This is a genomic window from Mariprofundus ferrooxydans PV-1 (assembly GCF_000153765.1).
Lineage (GTDB): Bacteria > Pseudomonadota > Zetaproteobacteria > Mariprofundales > Mariprofundaceae > Mariprofundus > Mariprofundus ferrooxydans.
The window spans coordinates 881,735-905,722 of sequence record NZ_DS022295.1 but is presented as its reverse complement, the minus strand read 5'-3'; the positions used below and the strand labels follow the sequence as shown (position 1 = coordinate 905,722).

Genomic DNA, 23,988 nt, shown 5'->3' with positions numbered 1-23,988 from the left:
CACCCCGGATGAACTACCTTGCTGTCGTCTGTTGTTGTATACCTGAATGAACGCCGCATTTCTGTTTGAGTGTCACCCGATGGCCCGCTTTCTGGCGGGCAGCGGTTTGATTGGTATGGCAATCGGCAGCCGGAGTATCCTGTTGAGCCTGTTTCTGGCCGCATTGGCAGCACTCCTTATCCGTTTTATTGAATCCAACTGGTTGACCATGTTGCGCCTGTCGAAATTGCTGGTCTGGTTTATTGTCCCGATCCTGATATTGCACGCGCTGTTTTCTCCCGGTCAGTTGCTGCTTCCCGGTACAGGTATTCCGGTGACTGAGGAGGGGTTGCATCTGGGTCTGCTTCTCAGTGCGCGGCTGGCGGCGATGTTTACGGCTGCCATGCTGATGTTTCGTATGCTCTCTCAGGCTGAGTGGATGCACGTCATAGTTGCTGTTCCTATGATCGGTAAGCGGATGCTGCCTTTTGTCTGGATGATTCGACCCATGCAGCAGCAGGTCGGTTTTCGTCTACGCTTGATTCAGCGACAGTACGGTTTGCGCCGGCACTGGCGCATGCTGCCGCAAGTGCTGCTCAGTGCTTGTGCTCAGGCGCTTGCCACAGCCACACCTGTCTCCCGGACCTTGTGGCTGCGCTGGCCGGCGCAGGTGGAATTGCATTCAGCATACAGATATACAGGTATGCCTGCACGGCTCTCCAGTCTGCTGCTTGGCATCATCGGATTAACCTGCATGATGCTGGCATGGATATGAGCACAGGTATGGATCATCAGCGTATTGCACTGGCACTGGAGTTCGACGGGCGTCCGTTTCACGGCTGGCAACAACAGGAGAATGCGACCTCGGTTCAGGCCTGCCTGCAGGATGCGTTGCAGGCTGTTGAGGGCGAGCCGCTTACGGTGGTGGCGGCAGGGCGTACGGATGCCGGTGTGCATGCCGAAGCACTGCTGGTACATGCGGATGTCTCTGCAGCCCGCTGGCAGCGCTCACCGCGGGCTTATCTGCATGGTTGTAACAGCCATTTGCCCGATGAGATACGGGTGGTCGGCGTACGGGCTGTGGCAGCCGATTTTCATGCCCGTTTTGCCTGTCGGGGCAGGTCATACCGTTATCAGATATGGAACCGTAATACCGCCTCGGCCCTGCAGCGTTGGCGTCACTGGTGGATGCCCAGAAGTCTGAATATTGAGGCGATGCAGGGGGCGGCCGTGCATTGTCTGGGCCGTCATGACTTCAGCGCGTTGCGCGCTGCAGGCTGTCAGGCGGCGCATGCGGAGAAGCATATCCGCTCACTGGAAATCGTGCAGCATGGCCACTGTATCCATATTCATGTGTCTGCCGATGCTTTTCTCTATCATATGGTGCGCAACCTGGTGGGTAATCTGGTTGAAGTGGGGGCAGGCAAGCGTAGTCCGGATGATTTCGCTGCCCTGCTGGCCAGTCGCGACCGCCAGCTGGGTGCAGCGACCGCACCGGCTCACGGTCTCTACTTTACCGATGCATGGTATGATGATTTTTACTCACGGGATCTGATTGGCACCTGTTAACGCGCCGTTGCCCGGCGGTATATAAATTCACAACTGCGATTTATCGGTGTACGGTAGCATATGTAATGCCTGTTCAGGTACCGCGATAAATGAGGCGAAGACCGTTCACGCGATCAGGCCGGGTATTTTTTGCAGCTCATTTTGGCAAGAGCGTAGCAACCTTGCTATATATAAGCCATGGCTGAATCGTGACCGGGGGGGGCGTAATGGTAGCATTTCAGTGGGACAGTAATTTTATTACCGGCGTGGCTGATGTGGATCAGCAGCATATGCATCTGGTGGATCTGATTAACAGGCTGGGAGAGCACCTGGCCGGCAACGATATCGCGCTGGATTATATCGAGGAGATATACCAGGAGCTTGCTGCCTATGCACATTACCATTTTCAATGTGAAGAAGAGTTGATGCAGGAGGTGGGGCTGGATCAACGTCATCAGGATTTCCACCGTAAAGAGCACCTCGACTTCCTGCATGAAGTAACCTCAATGCATGATGGTATCTCTGCCGACAGCCCTGATACAAGCTCTTACCTGATGGAGTTTCTGACCCACTGGCTTGCCTACCATATCCTCGGCGCAGATCAGAATATGGCGCGCCAGATGAAGGCTGTTGCATCCGGTTTAACGCCTGCCGATGCCTACAGGGCGGAGGAGCGCAAGAGTGACAGTGCGACCGAGCCGTTGCTTGCCGCACTCAACGGTCTGTTTCGTCAGGTTTCAGCCCGAAACAAGCAGCTGGTTCAACTGAATCAGTCGCTTGAAGCACGGGTTGCCGAGCGCACCCGCGCCCTGTCTGAAGCCAATCTGCAGCTTGAAAAACTATCACTTTCGGATGTGCTGACCGGCCTGCCCAACCGGCGGCATGCCATGCGCACCCTGGCTGCCCTGTGGGATGAATCACTGCAGTCGGACAAGCCGCTGGCCTGCATGATGGTTGATGCCGACCATTTTAAAGTGGTGAATGATACCTACGGCCACGATGCCGGTGATCTGGTACTGTGCGAGTTGGCAAATACACTCCAGAAAGCGGCGCGAAGTGGTGATATTGTCTGCCGTCTGGGGGGTGATGAGTTCTTTATTATCTGTCCGGATACAGATCGGGATGCAGGCCTCTCTATTGCAGAGTCGGTGCGAAAAAAAGTGTCTGAACTGAGTGTGCCAACAGGTGACGGGGCCTGGCATGGGAGCGTCAGCATTGGTCTGAGTGCACGCAGTGTGGATATGGCCGATTATGAAGCATTGATAAAATGTGCTGATCTGGCTGTCTATGAAGCCAAGCGTGCCGGAAAAAATTGTGTAAGAACAGCGGCAGCGGAAGCTGCTGCATAATCAGCGTCAGCGCACATGTATCATTGCCTTGCCCCGGAAACAGGGTTGACGATTTTCGCTGTGCCTCATCATCCCGTTGTAGGCTGCATCACATGAATGGCGAGGCAGGCTCTTTATCATCACGATCTTCAGGCCCGGCGTTAGTGATAGCCGGCCTGAATAAAGGAGAATGTATGAAAAGATGTCTGAATAATGTCATGGTCTCGTTGATGGCTACGCTCATGATGGTTATGAGTATTCAGTTGCCGTATGCGCATGCTGCAATGGTCTCCACGGAACAGATTCTGGAGAAGCAGCAGACAGACCGGCAGCGTGATACGGTAATCGCTTTTCTCAATCGAGCCGAAGTGCAGCAAGAGCTGCAACAGCAGGGGGTTTCACCCGATGAAGCGAAGCTGCGTGTTGCCAGCCTCAACAATGATGAGGTAGAGATGCTGGCAGGGAAGATCGATGCATTACCCGCCGGTGGCTTCGTAGGCACGCTGATCGGTGCGGCTGTTTTTCTGTTTGTAGTGTTGCTGATTACCGATATCCTCGGATTTACCGACGTCTTTCCGTTTGTTCATCCTGCCCGTTAACAGATGGAGAGAGGGCTGCATCTCGGCAGCCCTCTCTCTTGTTGTTCTGCTCTCTGGCGGCTGTGCAGCCATGCAAACTGCCAGCCTGATGCAGACAAAGCCCATGGATATAAGCGAGTCAGCCCATGTCGAAGGGGTGCCGTTTTTTCCGCAACAGGATCACCAGTGCGGCCCGGCATCTCTTGCTATGGCTCTCAACCATGCCGGAGCGTCACTTTCGCCGGATCTGTTACGCTCCGGACTGTTTGTTCCCGGCAGGGAAGGGAGCCTGCAGGTTGAGATGCTGGCGCTGCCACGCCGATACGGATATGTAGCCTACCCGCTGATTCCACAGCTGGGCAGTATCCTGCGAGCGGTAGAAGCGGGTCATCCTGTGGTTGTGCTGCAGAATCTTGGTTTGAGTGTTGCACCGCAATGGCATTATGCGGTGGTTACCGGTTTTGATCTTGCAAAGGGGAGCATAAGGCTGCACTCCGGTGAAACTCCGGACTATCAGCTTGCCTTGAGCACATTTGAGCGTACCTGGAAGCGTGCCGGCTCCTGGGCGATGGTGGCCCATCGTGCAGGCGAGTTGCCGGTCGCGGTCACAGAGAACGCATATTTTCGCGCGGTGACAGTACTGGAGCATAGCCGGAAAAGAGAGGCGCTGCTTGCCTATGTGGCGGCAACCAGACGCTGGCCAAGAAGTCTTGCTGCATGGATGGGTGTCGGTAACAGCCGTTATGCTCTGGCTGATCTCAAGGGGGCAGCCGAAGCTTTTATCAAGGCAAGCAAAGCTGACCCACTTGCTGCCGAACCGCTGAATAATCTTGCCCAAATTCGAATGGAACAGGGCGATCTGGATGCAGCTATGGCGCTGGCAGACCAGGCGATAGAGCGGGATAAGCAGAGCGTGTTATACCTGCAGACTCGGGATGAGGTGATACGGGCAAGGGCGAATGCAGCACGCTCCGGTTTGCATTAGCCGATTGTTTTGCTCCCGGCGAAGGGGAAGCTTTTCGATCGTTGATTGCGCTGCGGGGCTGCCTGACTCAGGCTTGGGAGTATAGATCAACCCGTTGTGAGGACTCGTGAAAAAAACATTTCAGTTAAGCCATCCGAAAATCAAGCCCGCCAGACTGATTGATGCTGTCAGGTCCGATGTTAAAAAGTACCTGAAGCGGGAGAGACGCAGAGAGCTGCCGGAAGGCGCTGCATTCTGGAGCTTCGACTGCAAATTCGGTCCTACGGCTGAAGAGGCGAAGGTGGTTCACGTGGCGGACATCGGCAAATGCATTGATGCGGCCGAAGCGCAGCAGCTGGATTCATTCTACGTGGAAATTCTGGCCAGACCGGATTATCGGGCGACAACGACGAATTAGGTCATATCGTTTGTCCGTAGACTCTGTTAGGTGAAGGCGTTAAACGCTCTTTACCTGTTACCGCCCAACCTTTGACGTACAACCTGCAAGCGGGCAAGACTGACTTCCAGTGCCAGCATGGTGCGCTCGGTATGGCCCGTAGTTTGCGCCTCACTTTGTGCCTGATGTAGTGCTTTTTGGGCGCGTGCCTCATCAATATCATGGGCTCGCTCGATAGCATCGGCCAATATTGTGACGTTATTGGCATGTACCTCCAAAAATCCGCCGATAACGACGACATGCAGACACCGCTGCTCCTGCTTTTCATGGCAACAATCAATGCGTAAAACGCCGGCCCGTATGGTTGCCAGCAACGGCGCATGATTGGGGAGAATGGCGAGTGAACCGGCAGTGCCGGGTGCGACCACCCTCAGCGCATCGCCCCGATAGACCTCTTCCTCGGCAGTTGCGACAAGCACATGCATCATGTGTCTGTTAACAATATTTCCGTTATCGAGTGTACTCATGGTTTACGTCGTATGAGCATGGTTTTTACTGAGATATATGCGTCGTCCATGATCCATCCCTTGATTGCGTCGTGCGTTGCAATGGCTCAGATGAACAGTGTAGTTCCCGATTCGCCTGCTTCGCCCAGGAATGCTGCTACACCACCGATTTCCACGCCGTCGATCAACTCTTCGGCCTGAATGCCCATCACATCCATCGACATCTGGCAGGCGATCAGTTGTGCGCCGCCATCGACCAAACTCTGCAGCAGGTGGCCCGGCGTTTCCACACCCTTGTCGTGCATCACCTTGCGAATCATTTTGGCACCGAGTCCGTGCATATCCATTTTTGAAATCGTATTGAGGTGATCCGCATCAGAAGGCAACATGGTGCTGAACATGCGATCCATCATCGGTTTGTTCAAATGCGGTGCATCTACCCGGCGGATGACATCCAGTCCCCAGAAGGTAAAGAACAGACTGACCGGTTTACCCATGGAGAGCGCGCCGTTGGCAATGATCATGCTGGCCATCACCTTGTCGAGGTCATCGGAGAAGACAACCAGCGTCAACTTGTCGAGGCTCTCTGCTGCTGCCGGAGCAGCTACAGCCGCCACCTTACGCAGCAGGACTGTTACCAGCCCTTTCTCGGCTTTGACCGATAAGACATCGTTACCGGTTTTTTTGGCCCATGCGCGGATATCGCGACCAAAAGCGGGATCGGAAGCGGTGACTTCAAGCAGCTCTCCGTCATCCAGTGCCTGCATGGCTTTATAGGTTTTCATGATCGGCCCGGGGCACTGCAGACCGACGGCGCTGAGTGTATGCAACTCACCCGTGCTGCCGGAGGCGATCAGGGCAGCACTGACAGCACAGCTGCCGCTGCGTTCAGCCTCAATCTCTTCCGGATCGCGTCGTTTGATATCTTCGTAGTCGAAAATATCCGGATTGGCCTGTTTATCGACAGCCCAGGCATAGCTCTTGTAACCGCCGGAGAGGTTTCTCACCTGAGTAAAGCCATGCTGTGTGAGTATTCTATAGGCCAGATAACCGCGCAGGCCGATCTGGCAGAAGAGGACGACCGGTTTGTTCACATCCAGTTCATCCAGATGTTCCCTGAGCTGATTGACATCGATATTGCGTGCGGTCGGGATCGAGCCGAAACCGAACTCTTCAGCCGTGCGTACATCAATCAGCTGCATATCGGATTCTTTGGTCTCCAGAGCAGCACGCAGCTCTTTCCACTCAATCAACTCGTGCGATTTATTGAGCACATTGGTGGCCACATAGCCGGCAATATTGACCGGATCCTTGGCCGAGCCGTAGGGCGGCGCATAGGCCAGCTCCAGCTCGGTCAGGTCCTCGACATTGAGTTTGCCGTGAATGGCTGTGGCAATCACATCAATACGTTTATCGGCACCATCAGCACCGACAGCCTGAGCGCCGAGAATCTCCCCTTTATCGGTGAACAGCAGTTTAAGGCTGATCTGTTTGGCACCCGGATAGTAACTGGCATGCGAGCCGCTGTGTGTGATGCAGCTTAAGAACGGAATGTCGGCAGCAACCAGTTGCTTCTCATTCAGGCCGGTAGTGGCGGCAGCCAGATCGAAAGCCTTGAGTATCGATGTGCCCTGTGTACCGCGATAGGTTTTGCTGTTGCCGAACACCATGTTATCGGCAGCCATGCGTCCCTGACGGTTAGCCGGGCCTGCCAGTGGAATCAGTACCTGTTGACCACTGATGGTCTGGGTTACTTCGATAGCGTCGCCGACTGCATAAATATCCGGGTCGGAGGTCTGCAGATGGCTGTTGACCCGTATGCCGCCAGTAGAGCCCAGATCGATACCGGCTGCGCGGGCCAGCGTGGTTTCCGGACGCACGCCGATGGCCAGTACCACCAGATCCGCTTGCAGACGGCGTCCGCTGCTCAGGTAAACCACGGTATGACTATCCTTGTCTTCAAACTGTTCTACCTTGTCTTCCAGATAGAGCTCAATGTTCTTGTCACGCATGTGGGAATGAACGATGGCGGCCATCTCATAGTCGAGCGGGGTCAGTATCTGGTCGCATCCCTCCACGATGGTAGTGAAAACAGCTTTTTCATGCAGATTTTCCGCCACTTCAATGCCGATAAAACCGCCACCGATGACAACGGCGCGGCGCGGATTGTGCTGCGCCAGGTGCGTCATGATACGATCCATATCGGCGATGTTGCGCAGTCCGAAGACACGCGGGGAGTCTATACCGGGCAGCTTCGGACGTACCGGCTCAGCCCCCGGAGAGAGCAGCAGTTTGTCATAGGATTCATCGTATTCATCACCGCTGGTCACGTTCCGTAACCGCACAACCTTGTTTTTCCGGTCAATAGCGATGGCTTCAGTATGGCTGCGTACATCAACCCGATAACGCTCTGTGAATGCCGGCTCCGAGGTGACCAGCAACTGCTCACGCTCTTCGATCATGCCGGAAATATGGTAGGGCAGGCCGCAGTTGGCGAAGCTGATATATTGACCGCGTTCAATCATGAGGATTTCTGCTGTTTCATCGTTGCGCCTGATGCGTGCAGCTGCAGTGGCTCCGCCGGCGACGCCACCGACTATAATGATTTTCATTGTATCTCCATTTAAATGCCGTTTTGGACTACATAACGGCCTGTGAAACGTATATTAGAATATACTAATTGAGATGGCAATATTTATATTGGGCGGTAAAGATGAAGCCCCATGTTCAGGTGCTCAAATCGTTGAAGTTGGCTGTAACGGGCGCATGGTCCGAGAACCATGCATCGGTGAATACGCTCACTTCGCAGGCTGTTGCCGCTGTTTTTTGCGTGCACAGATGATAATCGATACGCCAGCCAACATTGTTGGCGCGTGCCTGACCACGGTTGGACCACCAGCTGTATTGTTCCCGTTCAGGATATAGCTGGCGAAACAGGTCAACGAAGCCGGCGTTCAGACACTGATCAAACCAGGCACGCTCTTCCGGCAGAAAACCGGAATTCTTACGATTACCGCGCCAGTTCTTCAAATCGATGTTCCGGTGCGCGATATTGATATCACCGCAGATGATCAGTTCGCGCCCCTGATCCTTCAGTCGTGTGATCAGCGGCAGAAACTGCTCGAGAAATACCATCTTGCCAGCCTGACGCTCCGGCGTACCGGAGCCGGATGGGAAGTAGGCGGAAATGACGGAGAGGGTGCCGAAATCGGTCATGACAAAACGGCCCTCTGCATCAAAGCGCGACCAGTCGGTAGCAGGATCGATTGAGCCCAGGCCGACATGCACCGTATCCGGTTGCTTGCGGCTATATAGCGCGACACCGGAGTAGCCGGGTTTTTGCGCAAAGTGATAGTGGCGGTGATAATCCTTAAGCAGTGATTCCGGTGGCAGCTGATGTATGTGTGCCTTCAACTCCTGCAGGCAGAGGATGTCGGCATCCTGTGCGGCGAACCACTCCCAGAAGCCTTTACGGGTAGCCGATCGAATACCGTTGAGATTTGCGGTGATAATTTTCATCCGGCCATTATGCAGCCGGTCGAAACAAGTGCAAAAATTATAACTGCCAAACAGTCACTGCGATTCGGTTTTGACTGGTCTATAATCTCTGCGGCGATGGGAGTTGAAAATCGAGCAAGGAGAGATGTATGAGTATTACCCGACATGGCCTTTTCATTGGCATCGAAAGAGTGGGCGGTGATTTTTTTCTGTCGCTGAAAGCTGTAGGGAAACTGACGCATGAGGATTATGAAAAAATCAATCCGATGATTGATTCGGCACTGGAGGGCGTTACAGATCCGAAGGTAAAAGTCTTTATCGACGGATCAGAGCTGGAAGGGTGGGAGCTCCGGGCGGCATGGGATGATTTCAGGCTCGGTCTGAAGCATGGCAGTGAATTCGACAGGATCGCTATTTTCGGCAATAAAAAATGGCAATCGTATGCCGCCAAAATGGGTTCGTGGTTTATTGCCGGTGAAGTGAAATATTTTGAAGATGCCAATGCAGCCATAGGCTGGCTTCAAACATGAGTATCGCAATGCATGATCGGTTTAAGCCGCCGATATGCGGGTGCTTCTTGATCCCCGGTAAGCGATAGATGCATTTAAAGCTACATACTACTCTGCTAAAGCAGAGCATCCCCCTTTCTTTTGCGGCACAAAAAGGCAGGAGCCGTTTGGACGAGCTTTAGCTTGCCCGCAGGGTGAGGCACATGGATGTGCTGAATCACAAAAAGGCAGGAGCCGTTTGGACGAGCTCTAGCTCGCCCGGAGGGTGAAAGCCATGAGGCTTGAATCAAAAAAAGGGGTGAAAGACAAATCTGCAGGAGAGCTGATTTGGACGAGCTAAAAGCTCGCCCGCAAGGGTGAGACACATGGATGTGCCGAATCACAGCGTCCAACTTATAGCCTATCGCGCGGCGGGGTAACGCCGCTTGCTCCTCATACGAGCCATTCACTACAGCCGCTGCATCCGCAGCTATTTCCTGTAGTGAATAACTCTATTCGGCAAATCTATAAGGGGGAATCCAAAGCAATCACTTTTCAACTATCGCGCGGCAGGACAGTGCCGCTTGCTTTCCCCGCTAGCAGTCTGCCGAGACCAATATTCAAAATCGGATAAGAGTGGCGGAGCCGTGGCCGATTTTGAGTATGCAGGATCGGGAACCCGTATAGGGCAGGCTGCTTTTCGGGGCGTTTTCTTGGTTCGTTCTTGTACGCACAAGAATGAACAAATATCTGTCACGCAAGGATAATTATTTGACGTAAGTGTTTACTAGTGCTCGTGCTGCCAGTGATGGATGGCGTCGAGATAGTCGGACTCTTCCTTGAGCTTTTCAATATCCGGTACAAAGACATTCATATTCGATGATTTCAGATGATCCAGCCAGCCGCCGAGGAACTGGCGCCACGTATTGTCCATCAGCACCTCATTGGTGACGGCCTGCGGGCCGACATAGTCGGGGCTGGAGGCAATTTCACCCCGCACGGCAATATCAAGATTACCGATGATAGGTTCATGCTCGCTATCGAGAGAGCGGAAGCGTGCATCCGGATCCAGATAGAGCAGCCACGGTGTGCCCGGAGTCTGGGCTGCGATGCATGCTTCCATGTCGCTACGCTCAGGCAGCGGTGTTTCCTGCAGGTGATGGATAACCGCATGGGCAAAGATGCCGCGCATCAGGAAATCGAATCTGCCGGCCTTTTGCTGAGGCATCAGCATGCCCTGTTTGTCTTTTTTCAGGCGCCGGCCTACCCAGTATTCAGCTTTTGCATTATCGGTGATGCGGGCATCGTGGGGTTGCAACGCTTCGCCATAGGTGCACGGACGCCAGCTCTCGTCATCCTGCAAACGCCAGGCCTTGTCGCCGGAGACCGACAGGGCATCAACGGAGTAGCAGCGGATCACTGCGCCTGCTCATAGGGGGAGATTTCAGGCATCCCTGTCTGACTGTTCAGGTGCAGGCAGATTTCTCCGCGCAGCAAACGGATCAGATCATGACCGACCAGCTCATAACGCCAGCCATGCAGGCAGGCAACCTCGGGGGGCTCCCCCTTGCAGCGGTAACCCCAGGAGGCCAGGGCGGAGAGGTCCGATTTGCTGGCCAGAATGGTGCCTGATATCTCACCCTCTTCAGCCTTCAGGCGAACCAGCGTATCAAGCATCTCCAGACGCAGATCGGTGCCGTGCGTATTACTTCTGCGCGCCTCCATCGATGGCCATGATTCTTCAGTCCTCTCCATACCACGCTGCCAGCAGGCGATGATTTCATCACCGAAGCGTTTGATAAAACCGGCATTGATGCCCCGGATACGCTGCATGGTTTCAATGTCCAGCAGATCCCTGCGTGCCAGCTCCAGTAACGGCTCGTCGGCGATCATGCGCCGCCGTGGGATATCCCTCTGCTGGGCGCTGCGTTCCCGCCATGCCGCCATCTCCTGCAATACCGCCAGATGCCGGCCCTTGAGACGGTTAAAGCCTTTAACGCGCCAGAAGGCATCCGCATCGTTCGGCTGATAGGTCTCGGGCGAGCAGAGCGTCTGCTGCTCCTCCTGCAGCCACTGCGTACGTTTTGCCGCCTCCAGTCGCTCTTTCAGATGTTGGAATACCGGCATCAGCCATATGACATCGTCAGCCGCATAGGCCATCTGTTTTTTTGTTAACGGACGCGCTTTCCAGTCGGTAAAGGATTCACCCTTGGGCAACAGCTTTTTGGTGATGCGCTGAACCAGATTGCCGAAGCCGACCTGCTGGCCATAGCCGAGCAGGGCTGCGGCGACTTGGGTATCAAACAGCGGCAGCGGCAGGCCGCCTGCTTCGTTGAAGATGATTTCAATATCCTGACGGGCAGCATGGAAGACCTTCAGAATGGCCGGATTGAGCATAATATCCCAGACAGGTGCCAGATCCTTGATCGTGATCGGGTCGATGACCCAGCATTGTCCGTTGCCATAGATCTGCAGTAGTGCAAATTCCGGATAAAAGGTGGATTCACGATGAAATTCGGTATCCACGCACAGTACCTGACATTCCGCCATGGTTGCTGCCGCTTGCCGGAGTTGATCCGGTGTGTTGATAAATTCAATAGGAGTAGTTGACATGGCGCCAGACTATCAATCTGATGCAAAGAGTGCATGAGAAAATCAACAACGACAGCTGACAGATTGACGAACATCATAACAGTGTGGTCGGTTTATTGAACATTGACCCATCGCAGACCACCTATAGAGTGCCCACGCACTCCGGCAGAGGCGTGCAAATTCTTTTTCGGAGTCGCTTTTTGATTAAACAGTTCCTGCTCTCTCCCGGCTCCACTGCAGCTCCTGAACGTGTCATGTTGCGCAGGCACACCCGATGATCCGTCATCGTACGTCGCACTTTCCCGCCATTGTTGTTAAAATCAGGCGTGTCGCCTTTGTCTCTGGTGCAGAATGTGCAGGCCAGTTGTTTTTCCAATGCCTGCCTGATTTTATGTGCAAATGCAGATCCGTCTGTGCAAGTCTGGCAAGTCTGTATCTGGTTTGTTGCCCGGCTGTCTCCGGTTTCAGCCGCGTTTGATATTTTCTGGTTAAGGGGGGTGTGATGCCCAAGGTTTGGATTGCAGATAAGATGAGTGGGCGCGCCATTGAGGTGTTCAAGGCACACGGCATTGAGGTGGATTACCGGCCCGGATTGTCCGATGAGGAGAAGCTGGCCATTGCTGCTGATTACGACGGTATTGCCGTACGCTCATCGACCACGCTGAAAGGGCCGCTGCTGGATGCAGCCAAACGGGTCAAGGTGATCGGTCGGGCCGGCATCGGTGTGGATAATGTCGATGTCGAAACCTGTTCACGTCGCGGCACGGTGGTAATGAATACGCCGTTCGGTAACACGATCACCACGGCCGAACTGGCGGTGGCGCATATTGTGGCTGCAGCCCGCATGATTCCTCAGGCCTCCGCCTCGACACGGGCAGGGCTCTGGGAAAAGAACCGATTCATGGGTATGGAGCTGACCGGCAAGAAGGCGGGCGTCATCGGCGCCGGCAATATCGGCGCGATTGTCTGTGACCGGTTGAAGGGTTTGCATATGTCAGTCCACGTTTACGATCCGTTTATCTCCGATGAGCGAGCGGCAGCGATGGGCGTGACCAAGGTGGCGACCGTGGCGGAGCTTGCCGCACTTGTGGATGTGCTGACTATTCACGTGCCGTTGTTGCCTGCCACGCGTAACCTGATTGATGCCGATATTCTGGCTGCCATGACACCCGGTTCGATCGTGGTGAACTGTGCCCGTGGCGGTATTATCGATGAGAAAGCGCTTTATGATGCCTGCAAGTCCGGCCATTTGAGGGCAGCGGCACTGGATGTGTATGAGCAGGAGCCGGCGCGGGAAAATCCGCTGTTCGAGCTGGATAATGTCAGTTTTACACCGCATATCGGCGCATCAACCGATGAGGCGCAGGAGAATGTAGCGGTACAGATTGCCGAGCAGATGAGCGCCTACCTGCTTACCGGCGTGGTGACCAATGCGGTTAATGTGCCGTCGCTGTCGGTTGAGGAGCAGCGCCTGCTGGCTCCGTATCTGCTGCTGGCTGAGCGTATGGGCAGTTTCCTCGGTCAGACCATGCGACCGGGCTATTCACGCATGACCGTGCATCTGGAAGGGCATGCCGCATCGATCAATCGCAAGCCGCTGATCAATGCCATGCTGCAGGGCTTGTTGTCGCAGAGCATGGAAGAGGTTAATGCGGTCAATGCCGGTATGCTGGCGCGCGAGCGCGGTATCGAACTGGTGGAGTCCGCCCGTGAAAATGCTGACAATTTTGCTACACTGATCCGTTTGCAGGTGGAAGGTGATGAGGGAATGCGCTGCGTTTCCGGTACGCTGTTCGATGAGAAGCGGGCGCGTCTGGTCAGTTTTGATACCTGTGATGTCGAGGTTGCGCCGGCCGGTAATCTGATCTTCCTGCAGAATGAGGACAGGCCGGGCGTCATTGCTGCAATTGGTGCAATTCTGGCAGCGGCCAATATCAACATCGGTGATTTCCGGCTGGGGCGTCGCGAGGATACCAGCAATGCAGTGGCCCTGATTCAGGTAGATACGGCGCCGGATGAAACGGTACTGGCTGAGCTTGCCAAATTGCCGAATGTACTGATGGTTCGATTTGCCGGTCTGGGGGATATCTGATGACTGCACGCCCGATTATTGGTCTGGATGACGCTTTTGGTGCGCGAGCGCGTGAGTTGCGTGAGCTGCAGAGACGCCTGCTGGATCTGTTTGCCGAAGCCGATTATGAAGAGGTGATTCCGCCGATTGTGGAGCGTCCGGATGCGTTAAAATCCGGCGCAGGTCGTTTTCTGGCCGATCAGACCGTTGTATTTACCGATCCGGCAGGTGCCGGGCTTCTGGCATTGCGCTCGGATATGACGCCGCAAATTGCACGCATTGCCGCCACGCGGTTGCTCAGCGAAAAGGTGCTTAAACTTAGTTATTCCGGTACGATCATGATGGCGCGTCCGGAGCTGCGCGGCGGCTCTCGTCAACAGTGGCAGACCGGCATTGAGTGTCTGGGCATAGCCGGGGCGCACGGGGATGCCGAAGTGATGCATCTGGCCGCGCGCAGCATGCTGGCTGCAGGCTTCACCAATCCGGTGTTGCAGGTTGGCCATATCGGCCTGTTAAAAGCGCTGGTTGCAGGCAGCTCCATGCCACTGGACAAATGGACGGCGCTGGTCAACCGGCGTTCGCCCGATGATCTGAAGCATGCGATGCGGGAAGAGACGCTGAGCGAGCCTGTGCGCAAGGCACTGCTGGAGTTAACGGGCGGCATGGCCGACCGGAACTGGATCGAGGCGAACAGACAGGCATTCGGTGCCGATTTTGAGCGTGCGGCGGATGAGTTACTGGTGCTGGTTGCAGAAGTGGGCGAGCGCATGGAAGGGGATGTACATGTTTACGCCGATGCCGGCGTGATGCCGCGCTTCCTCTATCATAGCGGCATCCTGTTTGCCGGTTATGCTGAAGGTGTTGCACATGCGCTACTGCACGGCGGTCGCTATGATGCGATGATGGCGGCGCATGGACGCGATATGCCGGCCACCGGTTTTTCATGCGACTTGTGGGCATGGCTGGACGCAGTTTAAGGTAGAATATTCACCACAGAGGACGCAAAGGAAACCCAGAACAGCCGGTTTTCTATCGTGCAACGGGAGTGCCGTTGCTTGCTTCTTCGTGGTTTAAACGTTTGGGGATTAATATGACAAATACTATAGCAATCGGAATCCAGTGGGGCGATGAAGGCAAGGGCAAGATCGTTGATCTGCTCGCACCGGATGTCGATGTGGTGGCGCGCTTTCAGGGCGGGCCGAATGCCGGCCATACGCTGGTGCTCGGTGACAAAAAGACCGTATTGAATCATATCCCGTCCGGTATCCTGCATGAGGATACGCTCTGCCTGATCGGCAACGGGACGGTCGTGGATCCGAAGCGTTTGGTGGAAGAGATGGATATGCTGCTGGCAGCGGGCATTCCCGTTCCCGAGCGGCTGAAGATTGCCGAGCGCTGTCAGTTGATCCTGCCGTATCATCGTAGCCTTGATGCCGCGCGTGAAGTGGCCAAAGGTAAAGGCAAAATCGGCACGACCGGCAAGGGCATCGGTCCCTGTTATGAAGACAAGACTGCCCGTCGTGGTATCCGCCTGGTGGATCTGACTTCGGACGATCTGGATGAGCGCATTGATGCCAACCTTGAATATGTTAATTTCATGCTGGTCGAATATCTGAAGGCTGCACCTGTCTCCCGTGCGGAAGTGGATGAGATGCTGGATCTGGCCCGTGAACGTTTGCTGCCGCTGGCAGCCGATGTGCCGTTGATACTGCAACGTCGTATCAAGGCCGGTGACAGTATTCTTTACGAAGGCGCGCAGGGCTCGATGCTGGATGTGGATCACGGCACTTACCCGTTTGTCACCTCCTCGAATACCGTTGCCGGTGCAGCACTGGCGGGTCTCGGTGTCGGTCCCGGTCAGGTGGATGCCGTGCTCGGCATCTGCAAGGCCTATACAACCCGTGTTGGCGCAGGTCCGTTTCCGACCGAGCTGTACAATGCAGAGGGTATGGATTGTCCTTCCGGCAAGCATATGGCGGAGAAGGGCAACGAATTCGGTTCGACCACGGGTCGCCCGCGCCGTACCGGCTGGTTTGACGGCGTTGTTGTACAGCATGCTGTACGCATCAACGGTGTGACCGGGCTGGCGATCACCAAGATGGATGTGCTCGACGGCCTCGAAGAGGTCAAACTGTGTGTGGCATATGAACTCGACGGTCAACGTCTGGAATCGGTACCTGCCTGCTGCAAGCAGCTGGGAGCCGTTAAACCGGTTTATGAGACGCTCCCCGGCTGGTCGGAAAACACCTTTGGCGCTACGTCAATGGATCAGCTGCCGGCCAATGCCAGAGCGTTGCTCAAGCGTATTGAGGAAGTGTGCGACTGCCCGGTGACAATGCTCTCTACCGGCCCTGATCGTAAGCACATCATCCACCTGTAATGCTCGCCGCAGCTCCACCGCTTATTCCGGCTTTACAGATGCGGGGTTCGGCAGATTGCTAGCGGGGGTCAATACCCCTGCAGAAATCGGCTTGGTCGTAAAACCCGGAGTTATCCTGATTGATGACCTTAAGCGCTATGAATGAACGCTCTATGTCGATGGTGGGGAGGGCGCTTATGATTCCTTGTGTTCATCCACGCAAATATTCTTCTTCTGTTTCCGCTGACTGGTTTTGGACGGGGCGATCCGGCTGGCATTTTTAGGCTTCTTGCGCTTGGCTACAAAAGCAGTCTGCTTTTTGTGATGGCGCGACTCCTTCTGGATCTTTAAATAATTCCTGTAGTGATCGGCATTGAGCTTCCCATCGGCCAGTGCCGCCTGTATGGCGCAGTCCGGCTCGTTGTTGTGGCTGCAATCGGAGAAACGACAGGTTGCTGCCAGCTCCAGAATATCTGCAAAGCTGCCCTCGATACCTTCACTGACCTCGGCGACGGCCAGCTCACGCATGCCGGGCATATCAATCAGCATGCCGCCGTGATCAAGCAGAATCAGGTGACGTCTAACGGTGGTATGGCGCCCTTGACCTGAGGTGCTGACGGTCTGCGTTTCAAAGATGTCGCTGCCGATGAGCCGGTTCATCAGCGAGCTTTTACCGACACCGGATGAGCCGAGCATGCAGTAGGTTTTCCGCGGCTCTATGAGCCTGCGAACCTGCTCCACGCCTTCGCCGGTAATGTTGCTCAGGGCCAGAATTTTGATATCGATACCAGCAGCCCGGATATCGTCAATCAACAGTTGCAGTGCTTCGGGGGTAATCAGATCGCTCTTGGTAAACAGCAGCACCGGTTCGATATGGGCTTCGTGAATCATGACCAGGAATCGTTCCAGCTTGCTGACGTGGAAATCGTAATGACATGACATGACAATAAACGCGACATCAATATTGGATGCCAGCATCTGAAACTCTTCGTCATATCCGACCGTTTTCCGCTTGAGCAGTGTTTTTCTCGGCAGGACGGTGTGGATGCTGGCAAATTGCTCGGAGTCGTGATGCTCCAGGCAGACCCAGTCGCCGACACAGGGGAATCTGGCCGCCGATTCAGCCGCATAAAAAAACTTGCCCAACAGCTCGGCCGATAATTCGTTGTTTCCGTCATGGACCAGGTAGCGGCCCCGATCGATGGCCACCACGCGGGCAATGCTCTGCTCCGGGCCGCAGAGCTCGCGCACATGATTGTCAAACCAGCTGTCTAAACCAAGCTCATCTAATGCCATCTTCTGTTTATTACCCCTGTGGAATGAACACTAGTAGCTGTTCCCCGTGGAGGCCAGACAAGCAGCTACATCGGTAAAAAACCGGTGTATCCGGAAATAATAGGTGCCATGGCGGTGTCGGTGGTGTCGTTCAGCTTGAGTTCAGCTACCCGCATTATGATTACGGGCATATGGCTCGGCTCACCGGTCGGCCAAACGATAGACGGAGGTTCCAATGAAAACAGTGATACTCGCAGCTGCAGCTGCCATGATGTTTAGCGGCATTGCCGTGAGCGAAGCAACGGCTGGCGCGGAAGCCAAGTGTAAGGCATGTCATACCTTTGAGCAGGGTGGCAAGAACAAGATGGGGCCTAACCTGTTTGGAATCGTGGGTCGACCGGCCGGTTCGCTGGAAAACTACAAGTATGGCACTTATCTGGCGAATGCTGATTTCGTCTGGGATGAAGCGAGATTAAAGGCGTGGATGTCGGATTCCAAAGGTGTCGCCAAAGCAGCCGGAAAGAAAACAAAAATGCCGGCCCAGCACGTGGATGGCGCCAAAGCCGATGAGGTGTTCGCTTTCCTGAAGGGATTGAAGTAATCCGGCTTTTGATCATGGCTTGACTTAAACGGGGCCGGGCATGCCCGGCTCCGTAATAGCAGTTTTTTCAACGCATTTTTAAACTAGTCTGTTCAGAGCCAGCGCCTGACGCGGGCTTTGTAATTCAGGTAGTCATCGCCGAACAGGCTCTCCAGAGCCTGTTCTTCCGCTGCAATCTGGAAATAATTGATATAGAAAATAAATCCGGCAATGATAATCAGCCCGGGGCAGGCATTAAGCCAGAGAGTCAGCGCCGTAAGCAAGCATACCAGGCTCAGATACATCGGATTACGTGTAAAGCGATAGATGCCGGTTGCAACCATGGCTGTGGTTTTATGCGGATAGCGCGGATCGATCGTCGTCTGCGCACCCCGAAAGCTGAACAGCGCCTGAATATCGATGCAGGCGGCGATGGCGAACAATATCAGCGCGATTGTCCGGCGGCTGCCTTGATCGATAGCCGGGATGGGTGCTACATCAGCTAACTTCCAGATCAGCAGCGCACAGATCAGTGCCACGACCGGTGGCGGAATTTTCAGTTTCAGTTTTTTATACATGCCACATATAAGCCATTATGTCATCATATTGTGGCTGATCATCGGCGCAAGTGTTGGCGCGATGGATTTGCTTTATCCTGATAGATGCTACTATCAGCCCATGATCAATGACGGCAAACCGGTGGATAAGCAGAGCGGCGTGTGCCTCTATTATATTCACGATCCGATGTGCAGCTGGTGCTGGGCCTTCCAGCCGGCATGGAAAGCGTTGCGCAGCCTCCTGCCGGGGAGTATCCCTGTACGTTACCTGCTCGGGGGTCTGGCTCCGGACAGCGATACCCCGATGCCCGACGCGATGCAGCAGACCATACGGGCACACTGGCGTAGAATTGAGCAGGTCGTACCCGGCACACTGTTTAACTATGATTTCTGGGAACAGTGTACGCCCAGACGCTCCACATGGCCTGCTTGCAGGGCTGTCATTGCCGCCAGAGCGCAGGATGTGCAAGCGGAGGAGGGGATGATCTGCCGTATCGGCGAAGCCTATTACCGCGATGCCCGTAACCCGTCCGATGCTGCGGTATTGATCGATTGTGCGCTTGCTCTGGGGCTGGATGGTGAGCGGTTCCGCCATGACCTGAATGCGCCGGAAACCCGGCTTCAACTGACTGCCGAAACAGAGCTGGCCCGTAAGATGGGCGTTACCGGGTTTCCATCGCTAATACTCAGACGCGATAGCGGCCTGATGGCCGTGCCGGTGGACTATCGTGATGCAGGTACGATGCAGGCTGCCATTTTGAGAGGTTGATGGTGCGGGTTTGACATCGCACGGGCTGGTGTAGTCGTCAAACGGGCAGGGGAATGACGCGATATTCGGTTGCCACGGGGCCCGTGCCGCTTACTATTGATCGATTCCACGGAGGTATGCCTTTGAAGCGTCTGTTTATTGCCCTGTTTTTTATACTGCCTCTGTTTGTGAACGGTTGCAGCATCTATGACGCCTCCAATCAGGTGGAAGCAGATCAGCTTGTTAGCCAATATCACGACGCGCTTAAGGCAAATAATCTGGATGCGGTACTCGCCCTCTATGGTCCTGAGTTTTTCAAGGATCACTCCAGCACCGGGTGGCGACATACACTTGCCGCTCTTCATGAGCGCTACGGCAGCCTGAAGCAGGCGCGTAAGTCTTTCATGCAGAAGGACCCCCGATATCGCGGCGACTATTATATTTATGGTTATACGCTGGTGTTTGAAAATGGCACGATCAGCGAAGTCATTACGGTATTCAAGGGTATTGAAAACGACAAACTGACGATTGCCGGACACGTATTTAAGGCCAGAGCGGCCGGTTAAGAACAGGCTGATTCCCGGCGGGAGTCAGTATCTCCCGGTTCAGGCATCTTTAGCCCTGTCTGGTTGCGGTCAGAATCGCGCGCAGCGGGGCGGGGTAGCCTTCAACAGTGCGGGTCGGATCGGTCGGGTCGAGGTAATCGGCCAGTGATTCAAAACGCATCCAGTCGGTGGAGCGCTGCTCTTTAGTCGTTGTCGGGCTGAGATCCACCTGCCGGATGTTGGTAAAGCCGCTGCGGCCGAGCCATATTTTCAGCATCGCTACCGATGGCAGAAACCACGTATTGCGCATCTTGGCGTACCGGCCGGCAGGTATCAGGCATCTCTGTTCATCGCCCTCCACCACCAGTGTTTCCAGTACCAGCTCGCCACCACCTCGCAGCAGTCCTTTAAGTTGCAGCAGGTGATCGAGCGGCGAGCGACGATGATAAAGGATGCCCATCGAGAACACCGTATCGAAGCAGGCCATCTGAGGCGGTAGCTCATCAATGCCGATCGGCCAGAACTGTACGGCGTTATCCCGGATATAGTTCTGAGCGGCGCGAAACTGCATCAGAAACAGGATGGTCGGGTCAATGCCTGCCACATAGGCGGCACCGGCTCCGCGTATGCGCCAGCAGTGATAGCCCGAGCCGCAACCGATATCGAGTACGCAACGACCGTCCAGCGGAGTAATGGCATCTTTCAGACGATTCCATTTCCAGTCCGAGCGCCACTCGGTATCAATGTGAATGCCGAAAAAATCGAACGGACCCTTGCGCCACGGATGGAAGGTGCGCAGGGCGGTGAGTAGCTGCGCATGCTCGGCATCGGTGCAGTCTGAGGCACGGCCGATGCATACGCTGTCGCTATCAAGCGCCACCAGAGAGGGGATCACGGCCGGCAGTGCTGTCAGCGCCTGCTGCCAGCGCGGATAATCGCCATGTTGTGCCGCCTGCGCGAAGGCGCGGGTAACAACCTCCTCTATGGCATCGCTATGGGGTTGCAGCGGTGATGCGGGCAGCCACTGCGCTAACCCGTCGAATGGTTCTATCTGTTTGTGCATACTCATTTCCAGGCGATAATCGAGGCAAAGTTGAAACACTGAAACCAGGTGGATGCAGCAGAAAAGCCGGCATCACCCAGGCGCTGATGATGTGTGGTCAGCGTTTCCGGAATCAGCACGTTTTCCAGTGCCGTGCGTTTGCGGCTGACCTCCAGCTCGGAGTAGCCGTGGGCGCGCTTGAATGCCTCATGCAGTTCGATCTGGCGTTTGTTCTCCTCCGCATCGGTAAAGGCGATCTTTTCCGACAGAATCAGGATGCCGCCGGGGCGCAGTCCCCGGTGAATATGCTCCAGCAGTATCTGCCGCTGTTGCACATCAATAAACTGCAGCACGAAATTCAGCACAACTACCGATGCATTATCGATCTCGGTATCGAGAATATCCTGACAACGAATCTCTACAGCTTCGTCGCAGAGCATCTGCCGACAACGGCTGACCATGGCAGGGGAGTTGTCCACGCCGATAACACGGCATGCACGACCGGCCGATCCCCGGCTTAAGGCCATGGTGGCGGCACCGAGCGAGCAGCCGAGATCGAACAGGTTTGAATCCTGCTGTGCATAGCGGTGCGCCAGCAGCTCGACCATCTGCAATGTTTGCGCATAGCCGGGGACAGAGCGGCTGATCATATCGGCAAAGACCGAAACAACCTTGTCGTCAAAGGTGAACCCCTGATCGTGAATCGCTTCTGTGTAAATGGCATCGTGCTTCATGGCGGCAAATCTGAAGTAAAACCGGCCAGCGGGAAACCATCATGATGTTTTTTGTTTGGCGTGCAGTGGTAAGAGTCGATGCAGCCGTCGTACGAAGCCCGGCTCACGTTGCAATCGGTGATGCCATCGGCTATACCAACCAGAGTGAATATTTCAGGGAGGGAATGCTTCAGAGGTTTGCCCACCCGGTCTGTCGCCGGAGCGCCCGCACCTGACAGGAGGAGAATATGTCGCTGAAAGACGCGTTGAAGAAACTGGATGATACATTAGAGGACCTCTCGTCGCTGGAGGTGCATACTTACGTCGGTGACATTGAAGTGAACACTGAAGGGCAGCTTGGCGATTTTGAGGCATACATCAAGAAGCATGGAGTGGCGAACGGCAAGATTAAACTGGTGGCCGTCACCAAAATGATGTGTGATGGCGACGCGGTAAACCTGATCCCTGAAAAGGCGTTTCCCGACCATATCCAGCGAGTGCATGACGCTGCGGTGAAAGCGGGTATTGAGACACGTCATGGATTGCTGTCCCTGTTCGGCGGCATGGCAGGGTTGACCACGAAACAGTGACTGGGCAGGTGAATCTGGCCGCCGGGCCGGAGAGTTTTCGTCGATCGATAGCAGCAGGTCGCAAGCGCATGCCGCCGCTGCTGTCGAAACCGGTGCTGGAGCAGTACGGTTTGTTGGCCGAAGCCATGGATCAGGCGAGTCGGGATCATATTATCACGCCTTTACCTGCGACCAGACCCGAATCTGCCAGTGAGTACTCCAGGTCCCGCTTAAGGACCATACGCAACAGGCTTTTTTTACTGGGTTATCTTGAGCGGGACAGTGGTCGGGCAGCGTTGGGACCACAACTGATGTCTGCGATTACGGCATTTCAGCAGGATGCCCGATTGAGCGTTGCATCATTCGTTGTTGATGGCTGGGTGGGGGAGCAGACATGGGCTGCGCTGCAGGAGCTGGTCAGCTTCGAGCAGCCTTTAGATATGGAACGTTGGTTCGCGGGCGATGTGGCTTGCCCGGCGCTGGTACGCGCAGTCGGCTTGCGCCTGTTTGCGCTCGGGCTGGCGAGGGATCATCTATCGGTCATCTCGGAGAGAGCCTGCCTTGAAGCTGCACTGAATGGATTTGTCGGAGTATGTAGCTTACTGGGTGTGAACAATGGCACACTCAAGCCGGAGCTGTGTCCGGAAACGTTGGAGCTGCTTTTTGATCAGGATGCATTGGTGTCTATGCTGGCGCTCAGCAAGCCACCGGATCTGTATGTAGATAAAGTCAGCATCAAACCGTTTGTTCTGGGAATGGCCAAGATTGAGTTGTGGCTGCTCGGTTACGATATCACACCGGATGGATATGCAGGTGGTGAGGTGATTGTATCTGACGTCAGGGCACTGGATCTGAAGAAAACCAGATTGCGAAATGCGCTGACGCAGTACTGGATCGACAGTGGCATGACGCGCTTTCAGGCTGAGCTGAAGGCTGTCAAGCTGGTGAAGAGAACTTACCCTGCCCTGTTCTCCAGCCTGCATGCCGATGCTGCCGATGCAGAAGCGGGTACGGAGAGTGCGATTCTGTTTTCCCGTCTGGAGGAGGAGATAACAGATAAGCCTGCTCTGATGCAGCAGGTGTGGAATCAGTTGCATGTGATCGGCTCCCGAATATGGGATGGTATCCGGCGTACATGGCGCTGGTTCAGAGCGATGCTTAAAAGGGTGGCGGGCAGAGCTGTGGCATGGCTGGGGAATATCGCACGACTGGCATATCACTATATCATCAACGCCTATGAGGCTATGCAGATGGTCATTCGAGGAGTGGACGAATCCATCCGTTTTTTCTCGCAACCGGTTATGCGCTTTTATGCGCCGGGCCATACAGAGGCTCCGATCGCTTCGCTGATGATTCACGACCGGGACTTTGATTTCAGACTGCTGCTCGATCACTCGGATAGTTCAGAGCTTGCCAACGCGATGGCAGGCCGGCTGCGTAAACGCTCAGCAATGTTCGCCATCTCCTGCCGTTGTCTGGCCGAGTTGCTCGATATCCTTGTCGGCTTGTTGAGGCAGGGCCTGCTTACCGGTTGGGTTGCTCTGTTAATGGCGCTGCTAAAACTCTATCAAAGTATCCATTATTGGGCGCCTCGCCTGCTGGCAGCACAACAAGAATAAGCGGTGCATTCGTGCCGATCAGGCGCTACCAT

General features: G+C 54.9%; 25 protein-coding genes. 16 read left to right on the top strand and 9 right to left on the bottom strand.

The window, feature by feature from the left end:
- The first annotated feature begins 46 nt into the window (after positions 1-46).
- From SPV1_RS11170 to SPV1_RS11145, 6 genes are all read left to right on the top strand, one after another.
- Entirely contained in the window at positions 47-754 is a 708-nt protein-coding gene (locus SPV1_RS11170; RefSeq protein WP_009851314.1) for a hypothetical protein, read from the top strand.
- Entirely contained in the window at positions 745-1,548 is an 804-nt protein-coding gene (gene truA, locus SPV1_RS11165) for a tRNA pseudouridine(38-40) synthase TruA (protein WP_009851313.1), read from the top strand. Before SPV1_RS11170 ends, truA begins: the two co-directional genes overlap by 10 nt.
- A 206-nt stretch (positions 1,549-1,754) precedes the next feature.
- Positions 1,755-2,876 carry a GGDEF domain-containing protein gene (locus tag SPV1_RS11160; protein WP_009851312.1) on the top strand — a complete coding sequence of 374 codons (1,122 nt, stop codon included), beginning with the start codon at positions 1,755-1,757 and terminating at the stop codon, positions 2,874-2,876.
- Between the two features lie 173 nt (positions 2,877-3,049).
- Complete coding sequence (locus SPV1_RS11155) at positions 3,050-3,454, top strand: PA2779 family protein (protein WP_009851311.1); 405 nt, start codon at positions 3,050-3,052, stop codon at positions 3,452-3,454.
- An 88-nt stretch (positions 3,455-3,542) separates the two neighbouring features.
- On the top strand, positions 3,543-4,418 hold the full coding sequence (locus tag SPV1_RS11150; protein WP_231288385.1) for a PA2778 family cysteine peptidase: 876 nt from the start codon (positions 3,543-3,545) through the stop codon (positions 4,416-4,418).
- A gap of 106 nt (positions 4,419-4,524) precedes the next feature.
- Complete coding sequence (locus SPV1_RS11145; protein WP_009851309.1) at positions 4,525-4,815, top strand: DUF6172 family protein; 291 nt, start codon at positions 4,525-4,527, stop codon at positions 4,813-4,815.
- A gap of 50 nt (positions 4,816-4,865) precedes the next feature.
- Here SPV1_RS11145 and atpC read toward each other — a convergent pair whose 3' ends face one another.
- The 3 genes from atpC to SPV1_RS11130 form a co-directional block, all read right to left on the bottom strand.
- A complete protein-coding gene (gene atpC, locus SPV1_RS11140) occupies positions 4,866-5,321 on the bottom strand; it encodes an ATP synthase F1 subunit epsilon (protein WP_009851308.1) in 456 nt (151 codons plus the stop codon).
- Between the two features lie 86 nt (positions 5,322-5,407).
- Positions 5,408-7,912 carry an FAD-dependent oxidoreductase gene (locus tag SPV1_RS11135; RefSeq protein ID WP_009851307.1) on the bottom strand — a complete coding sequence of 835 codons (2,505 nt, stop codon included), beginning with the start codon at positions 7,910-7,912 and terminating at the stop codon, positions 5,408-5,410.
- A 115-nt stretch (positions 7,913-8,027) separates the two neighbouring features.
- A complete protein-coding gene (locus SPV1_RS11130) occupies positions 8,028-8,819 on the bottom strand; it encodes an exodeoxyribonuclease III (protein WP_009851306.1) in 792 nt (263 codons plus the stop codon).
- 128 nt (positions 8,820-8,947) lie between these two features.
- Here SPV1_RS11130 and SPV1_RS11125 point away from each other — a divergent pair, with 128 nt between their 5' ends.
- A complete protein-coding gene (locus SPV1_RS11125; protein ID WP_009851305.1) occupies positions 8,948-9,328 on the top strand; it encodes a SpoIIAA family protein in 381 nt (126 codons plus the stop codon).
- Positions 9,329-10,073: 745 nt separating this feature from the next.
- On the opposite strand, the gene SPV1_RS11120 is transcribed toward SPV1_RS11125, so the two are convergent.
- Together SPV1_RS11120 and rnd are read right to left on the bottom strand one after the other, a co-directional pair.
- The gene (locus SPV1_RS11120; RefSeq protein WP_009851304.1) at positions 10,074-10,706 is read right to left on the bottom strand and encodes a hypothetical protein; all 633 of its coding nucleotides are present in this window, start codon (positions 10,704-10,706) and stop codon (positions 10,074-10,076) included.
- On the bottom strand, positions 10,703-11,899 hold the full coding sequence (gene rnd / locus SPV1_RS11115; protein ID WP_009851303.1) for a ribonuclease D: 1,197 nt from the start codon (positions 11,897-11,899) through the stop codon (positions 10,703-10,705). The genes SPV1_RS11120 and rnd overlap by 4 nt, the downstream gene beginning before the upstream one ends.
- 481 nt (positions 11,900-12,380) lie before the next feature.
- Between rnd and serA the strand changes: the two genes are divergently transcribed.
- From serA to SPV1_RS11100, 3 genes are all read left to right on the top strand, one after another.
- On the top strand, positions 12,381-13,970 hold the full coding sequence (serA, locus tag SPV1_RS11110) for a phosphoglycerate dehydrogenase (RefSeq protein WP_009851301.1): 1,590 nt from the start codon (positions 12,381-12,383) through the stop codon (positions 13,968-13,970).
- Positions 13,970-14,926 (top strand): ATP phosphoribosyltransferase regulatory subunit, encoded by a 957-nt coding sequence (locus tag SPV1_RS11105; RefSeq protein ID WP_009851300.1) that lies wholly within the window; start codon positions 13,970-13,972, stop codon positions 14,924-14,926. Before serA ends, SPV1_RS11105 begins: the two co-directional genes overlap by 1 nt.
- Positions 14,927-15,039: 113 nt before the next feature.
- Positions 15,040-16,329, top strand: coding sequence for an adenylosuccinate synthase (locus SPV1_RS11100; protein WP_009851299.1), 1,290 nt, complete (start codon positions 15,040-15,042; stop codon positions 16,327-16,329).
- 174 nt (positions 16,330-16,503) lie between these two features.
- Here the strand turns inward: SPV1_RS11100 and rsgA are convergent, their stop codons facing one another.
- Positions 16,504-17,604, bottom strand: a complete 1,101-nt coding sequence (rsgA, locus tag SPV1_RS11095; RefSeq protein ID WP_009851298.1) for a ribosome small subunit-dependent GTPase A — start codon at positions 17,602-17,604, stop codon at positions 16,504-16,506.
- A 214-nt stretch (positions 17,605-17,818) separates the two neighbouring features.
- On the opposite strand from rsgA, the gene SPV1_RS11090 reads away from it, so the two are divergent.
- Positions 17,819-18,184: a c-type cytochrome gene (locus SPV1_RS11090; RefSeq protein WP_009851297.1), complete on the top strand. Its 366-nt coding sequence runs from the start codon at positions 17,819-17,821 to the stop codon at positions 18,182-18,184.
- 92 nt (positions 18,185-18,276) lie between these two features.
- Here SPV1_RS11090 and SPV1_RS11085 read toward each other — a convergent pair whose 3' ends face one another.
- Entirely contained in the window at positions 18,277-18,741 is a 465-nt protein-coding gene (locus SPV1_RS11085; RefSeq protein ID WP_009851296.1) for a methyltransferase family protein, read from the bottom strand.
- Between SPV1_RS11085 and SPV1_RS11080 the strand changes: the two genes are divergently transcribed.
- Both SPV1_RS11080 and SPV1_RS11075 read left to right on the top strand, forming a co-directional pair.
- Positions 18,740-19,489, top strand: a complete 750-nt coding sequence (locus SPV1_RS11080) for a DsbA family protein (protein ID WP_009851295.1) — start codon at positions 18,740-18,742, stop codon at positions 19,487-19,489. The two genes, SPV1_RS11085 and SPV1_RS11080, sit on opposite strands and share 2 nt — an antisense overlap.
- Before the next feature lie 116 nt (positions 19,490-19,605).
- Positions 19,606-20,034 carry a nuclear transport factor 2 family protein gene (locus tag SPV1_RS11075; protein ID WP_009851294.1) on the top strand — a complete coding sequence of 143 codons (429 nt, stop codon included), beginning with the start codon at positions 19,606-19,608 and terminating at the stop codon, positions 20,032-20,034.
- Between the two features lie 49 nt (positions 20,035-20,083).
- On the opposite strand, the gene cmoB is transcribed toward SPV1_RS11075, so the two are convergent.
- Together cmoB and cmoA are read right to left on the bottom strand one after the other, a co-directional pair.
- Complete coding sequence (cmoB, locus tag SPV1_RS11070) at positions 20,084-21,064, bottom strand: tRNA 5-methoxyuridine(34)/uridine 5-oxyacetic acid(34) synthase CmoB (protein WP_050754755.1); 981 nt, start codon at positions 21,062-21,064, stop codon at positions 20,084-20,086.
- Positions 21,065-21,078: 14 nt separating this feature from the next.
- Positions 21,079-21,789, bottom strand: a complete 711-nt coding sequence (gene cmoA, locus SPV1_RS11065; RefSeq protein WP_009851292.1) for a carboxy-S-adenosyl-L-methionine synthase CmoA — start codon at positions 21,787-21,789, stop codon at positions 21,079-21,081.
- Positions 21,790-21,830: 41 nt separating this feature from the next.
- Here cmoA and SPV1_RS14380 point away from each other — a divergent pair, with 41 nt between their 5' ends.
- The 3 genes from SPV1_RS14380 to SPV1_RS11055 are packed head-to-tail and all read left to right on the top strand — an operon-like array spanning position 21,831 to position 23,956.
- On the top strand, positions 21,831-22,004 hold the full coding sequence (locus SPV1_RS14380) for a hypothetical protein (protein WP_155806669.1): 174 nt from the start codon (positions 21,831-21,833) through the stop codon (positions 22,002-22,004).
- Between the two features lie 12 nt (positions 22,005-22,016).
- Entirely contained in the window at positions 22,017-22,358 is a 342-nt protein-coding gene (locus tag SPV1_RS11060) for a hypothetical protein (protein ID WP_009851291.1), read from the top strand.
- Positions 22,355-23,956 (top strand): peptidoglycan-binding protein, encoded by a 1,602-nt coding sequence (locus SPV1_RS11055; RefSeq protein WP_009851290.1) that lies wholly within the window; start codon positions 22,355-22,357, stop codon positions 23,954-23,956. The genes SPV1_RS11060 and SPV1_RS11055 overlap by 4 nt, the downstream gene beginning before the upstream one ends.
- Positions 23,957-23,988 lie beyond the last annotated feature (32 nt).

What these genes read in the sequence shown, in the direction of transcription:
- SPV1_RS11105 (WP_009851300.1), top strand. Translation starts at nt 13,970, where the DNA reads ATGACTGCACGCCCGATTATTGGTCTGGATGACGCTTTTGGTGCGCGA.
- rsgA (WP_009851298.1), bottom strand. Translation starts at nt 17,604, where the DNA reads ATGGCATTAGATGAGCTTGGTTTAGACAGCTGGTTTGACAATCATGTG.
- SPV1_RS11090 (WP_009851297.1), top strand. Translation starts at nt 17,819, where the DNA reads ATGAAAACAGTGATACTCGCAGCTGCAGCTGCCATGATGTTTAGCGGC.
- cmoA (WP_009851292.1), bottom strand. Translation starts at nt 21,789, where the DNA reads ATGAAGCACGATGCCATTTACACAGAAGCGATTCACGATCAGGGGTTC.
- SPV1_RS14380 (WP_155806669.1), top strand. Translation starts at nt 21,831, where the DNA reads ATGATGTTTTTTGTTTGGCGTGCAGTGGTAAGAGTCGATGCAGCCGTC.
- SPV1_RS11080 (WP_009851295.1), top strand. Translation starts at nt 18,740, where the DNA reads ATGCCACATATAAGCCATTATGTCATCATATTGTGGCTGATCATCGGC.
- truA (WP_009851313.1), top strand. Translation starts at nt 745, where the DNA reads ATGGATATGAGCACAGGTATGGATCATCAGCGTATTGCACTGGCACTG.
- serA (WP_009851301.1), top strand. Translation starts at nt 12,381, where the DNA reads ATGCCCAAGGTTTGGATTGCAGATAAGATGAGTGGGCGCGCCATTGAG.
- SPV1_RS11125 (WP_009851305.1), top strand. Translation starts at nt 8,948, where the DNA reads ATGAGTATTACCCGACATGGCCTTTTCATTGGCATCGAAAGAGTGGGC.
- SPV1_RS11085 (WP_009851296.1), bottom strand. Translation starts at nt 18,741, where the DNA reads ATGTATAAAAAACTGAAACTGAAAATTCCGCCACCGGTCGTGGCACTG.
- SPV1_RS11170 (WP_009851314.1), top strand. Translation starts at nt 47, where the DNA reads ATGAACGCCGCATTTCTGTTTGAGTGTCACCCGATGGCCCGCTTTCTG.
- SPV1_RS11160 (WP_009851312.1), top strand. Translation starts at nt 1,755, where the DNA reads ATGGTAGCATTTCAGTGGGACAGTAATTTTATTACCGGCGTGGCTGAT.
- SPV1_RS11135 (WP_009851307.1), bottom strand. Translation starts at nt 7,912, where the DNA reads ATGAAAATCATTATAGTCGGTGGCGTCGCCGGCGGAGCCACTGCAGCT.
- SPV1_RS11130 (WP_009851306.1), bottom strand. Translation starts at nt 8,819, where the DNA reads ATGAAAATTATCACCGCAAATCTCAACGGTATTCGATCGGCTACCCGT.
- SPV1_RS11155 (WP_009851311.1), top strand. Translation starts at nt 3,050, where the DNA reads ATGAAAAGATGTCTGAATAATGTCATGGTCTCGTTGATGGCTACGCTC.
- SPV1_RS11150 (WP_231288385.1), top strand. Translation starts at nt 3,543, where the DNA reads ATGCAGACAAAGCCCATGGATATAAGCGAGTCAGCCCATGTCGAAGGG.
- SPV1_RS11075 (WP_009851294.1), top strand. Translation starts at nt 19,606, where the DNA reads ATGCCTTTGAAGCGTCTGTTTATTGCCCTGTTTTTTATACTGCCTCTG.
- rnd (WP_009851303.1), bottom strand. Translation starts at nt 11,899, where the DNA reads ATGTCAACTACTCCTATTGAATTTATCAACACACCGGATCAACTCCGG.
- atpC (WP_009851308.1), bottom strand. Translation starts at nt 5,321, where the DNA reads ATGAGTACACTCGATAACGGAAATATTGTTAACAGACACATGATGCAT.
- SPV1_RS11100 (WP_009851299.1), top strand. Translation starts at nt 15,040, where the DNA reads ATGACAAATACTATAGCAATCGGAATCCAGTGGGGCGATGAAGGCAAG.
- SPV1_RS11060 (WP_009851291.1), top strand. Translation starts at nt 22,017, where the DNA reads ATGTCGCTGAAAGACGCGTTGAAGAAACTGGATGATACATTAGAGGAC.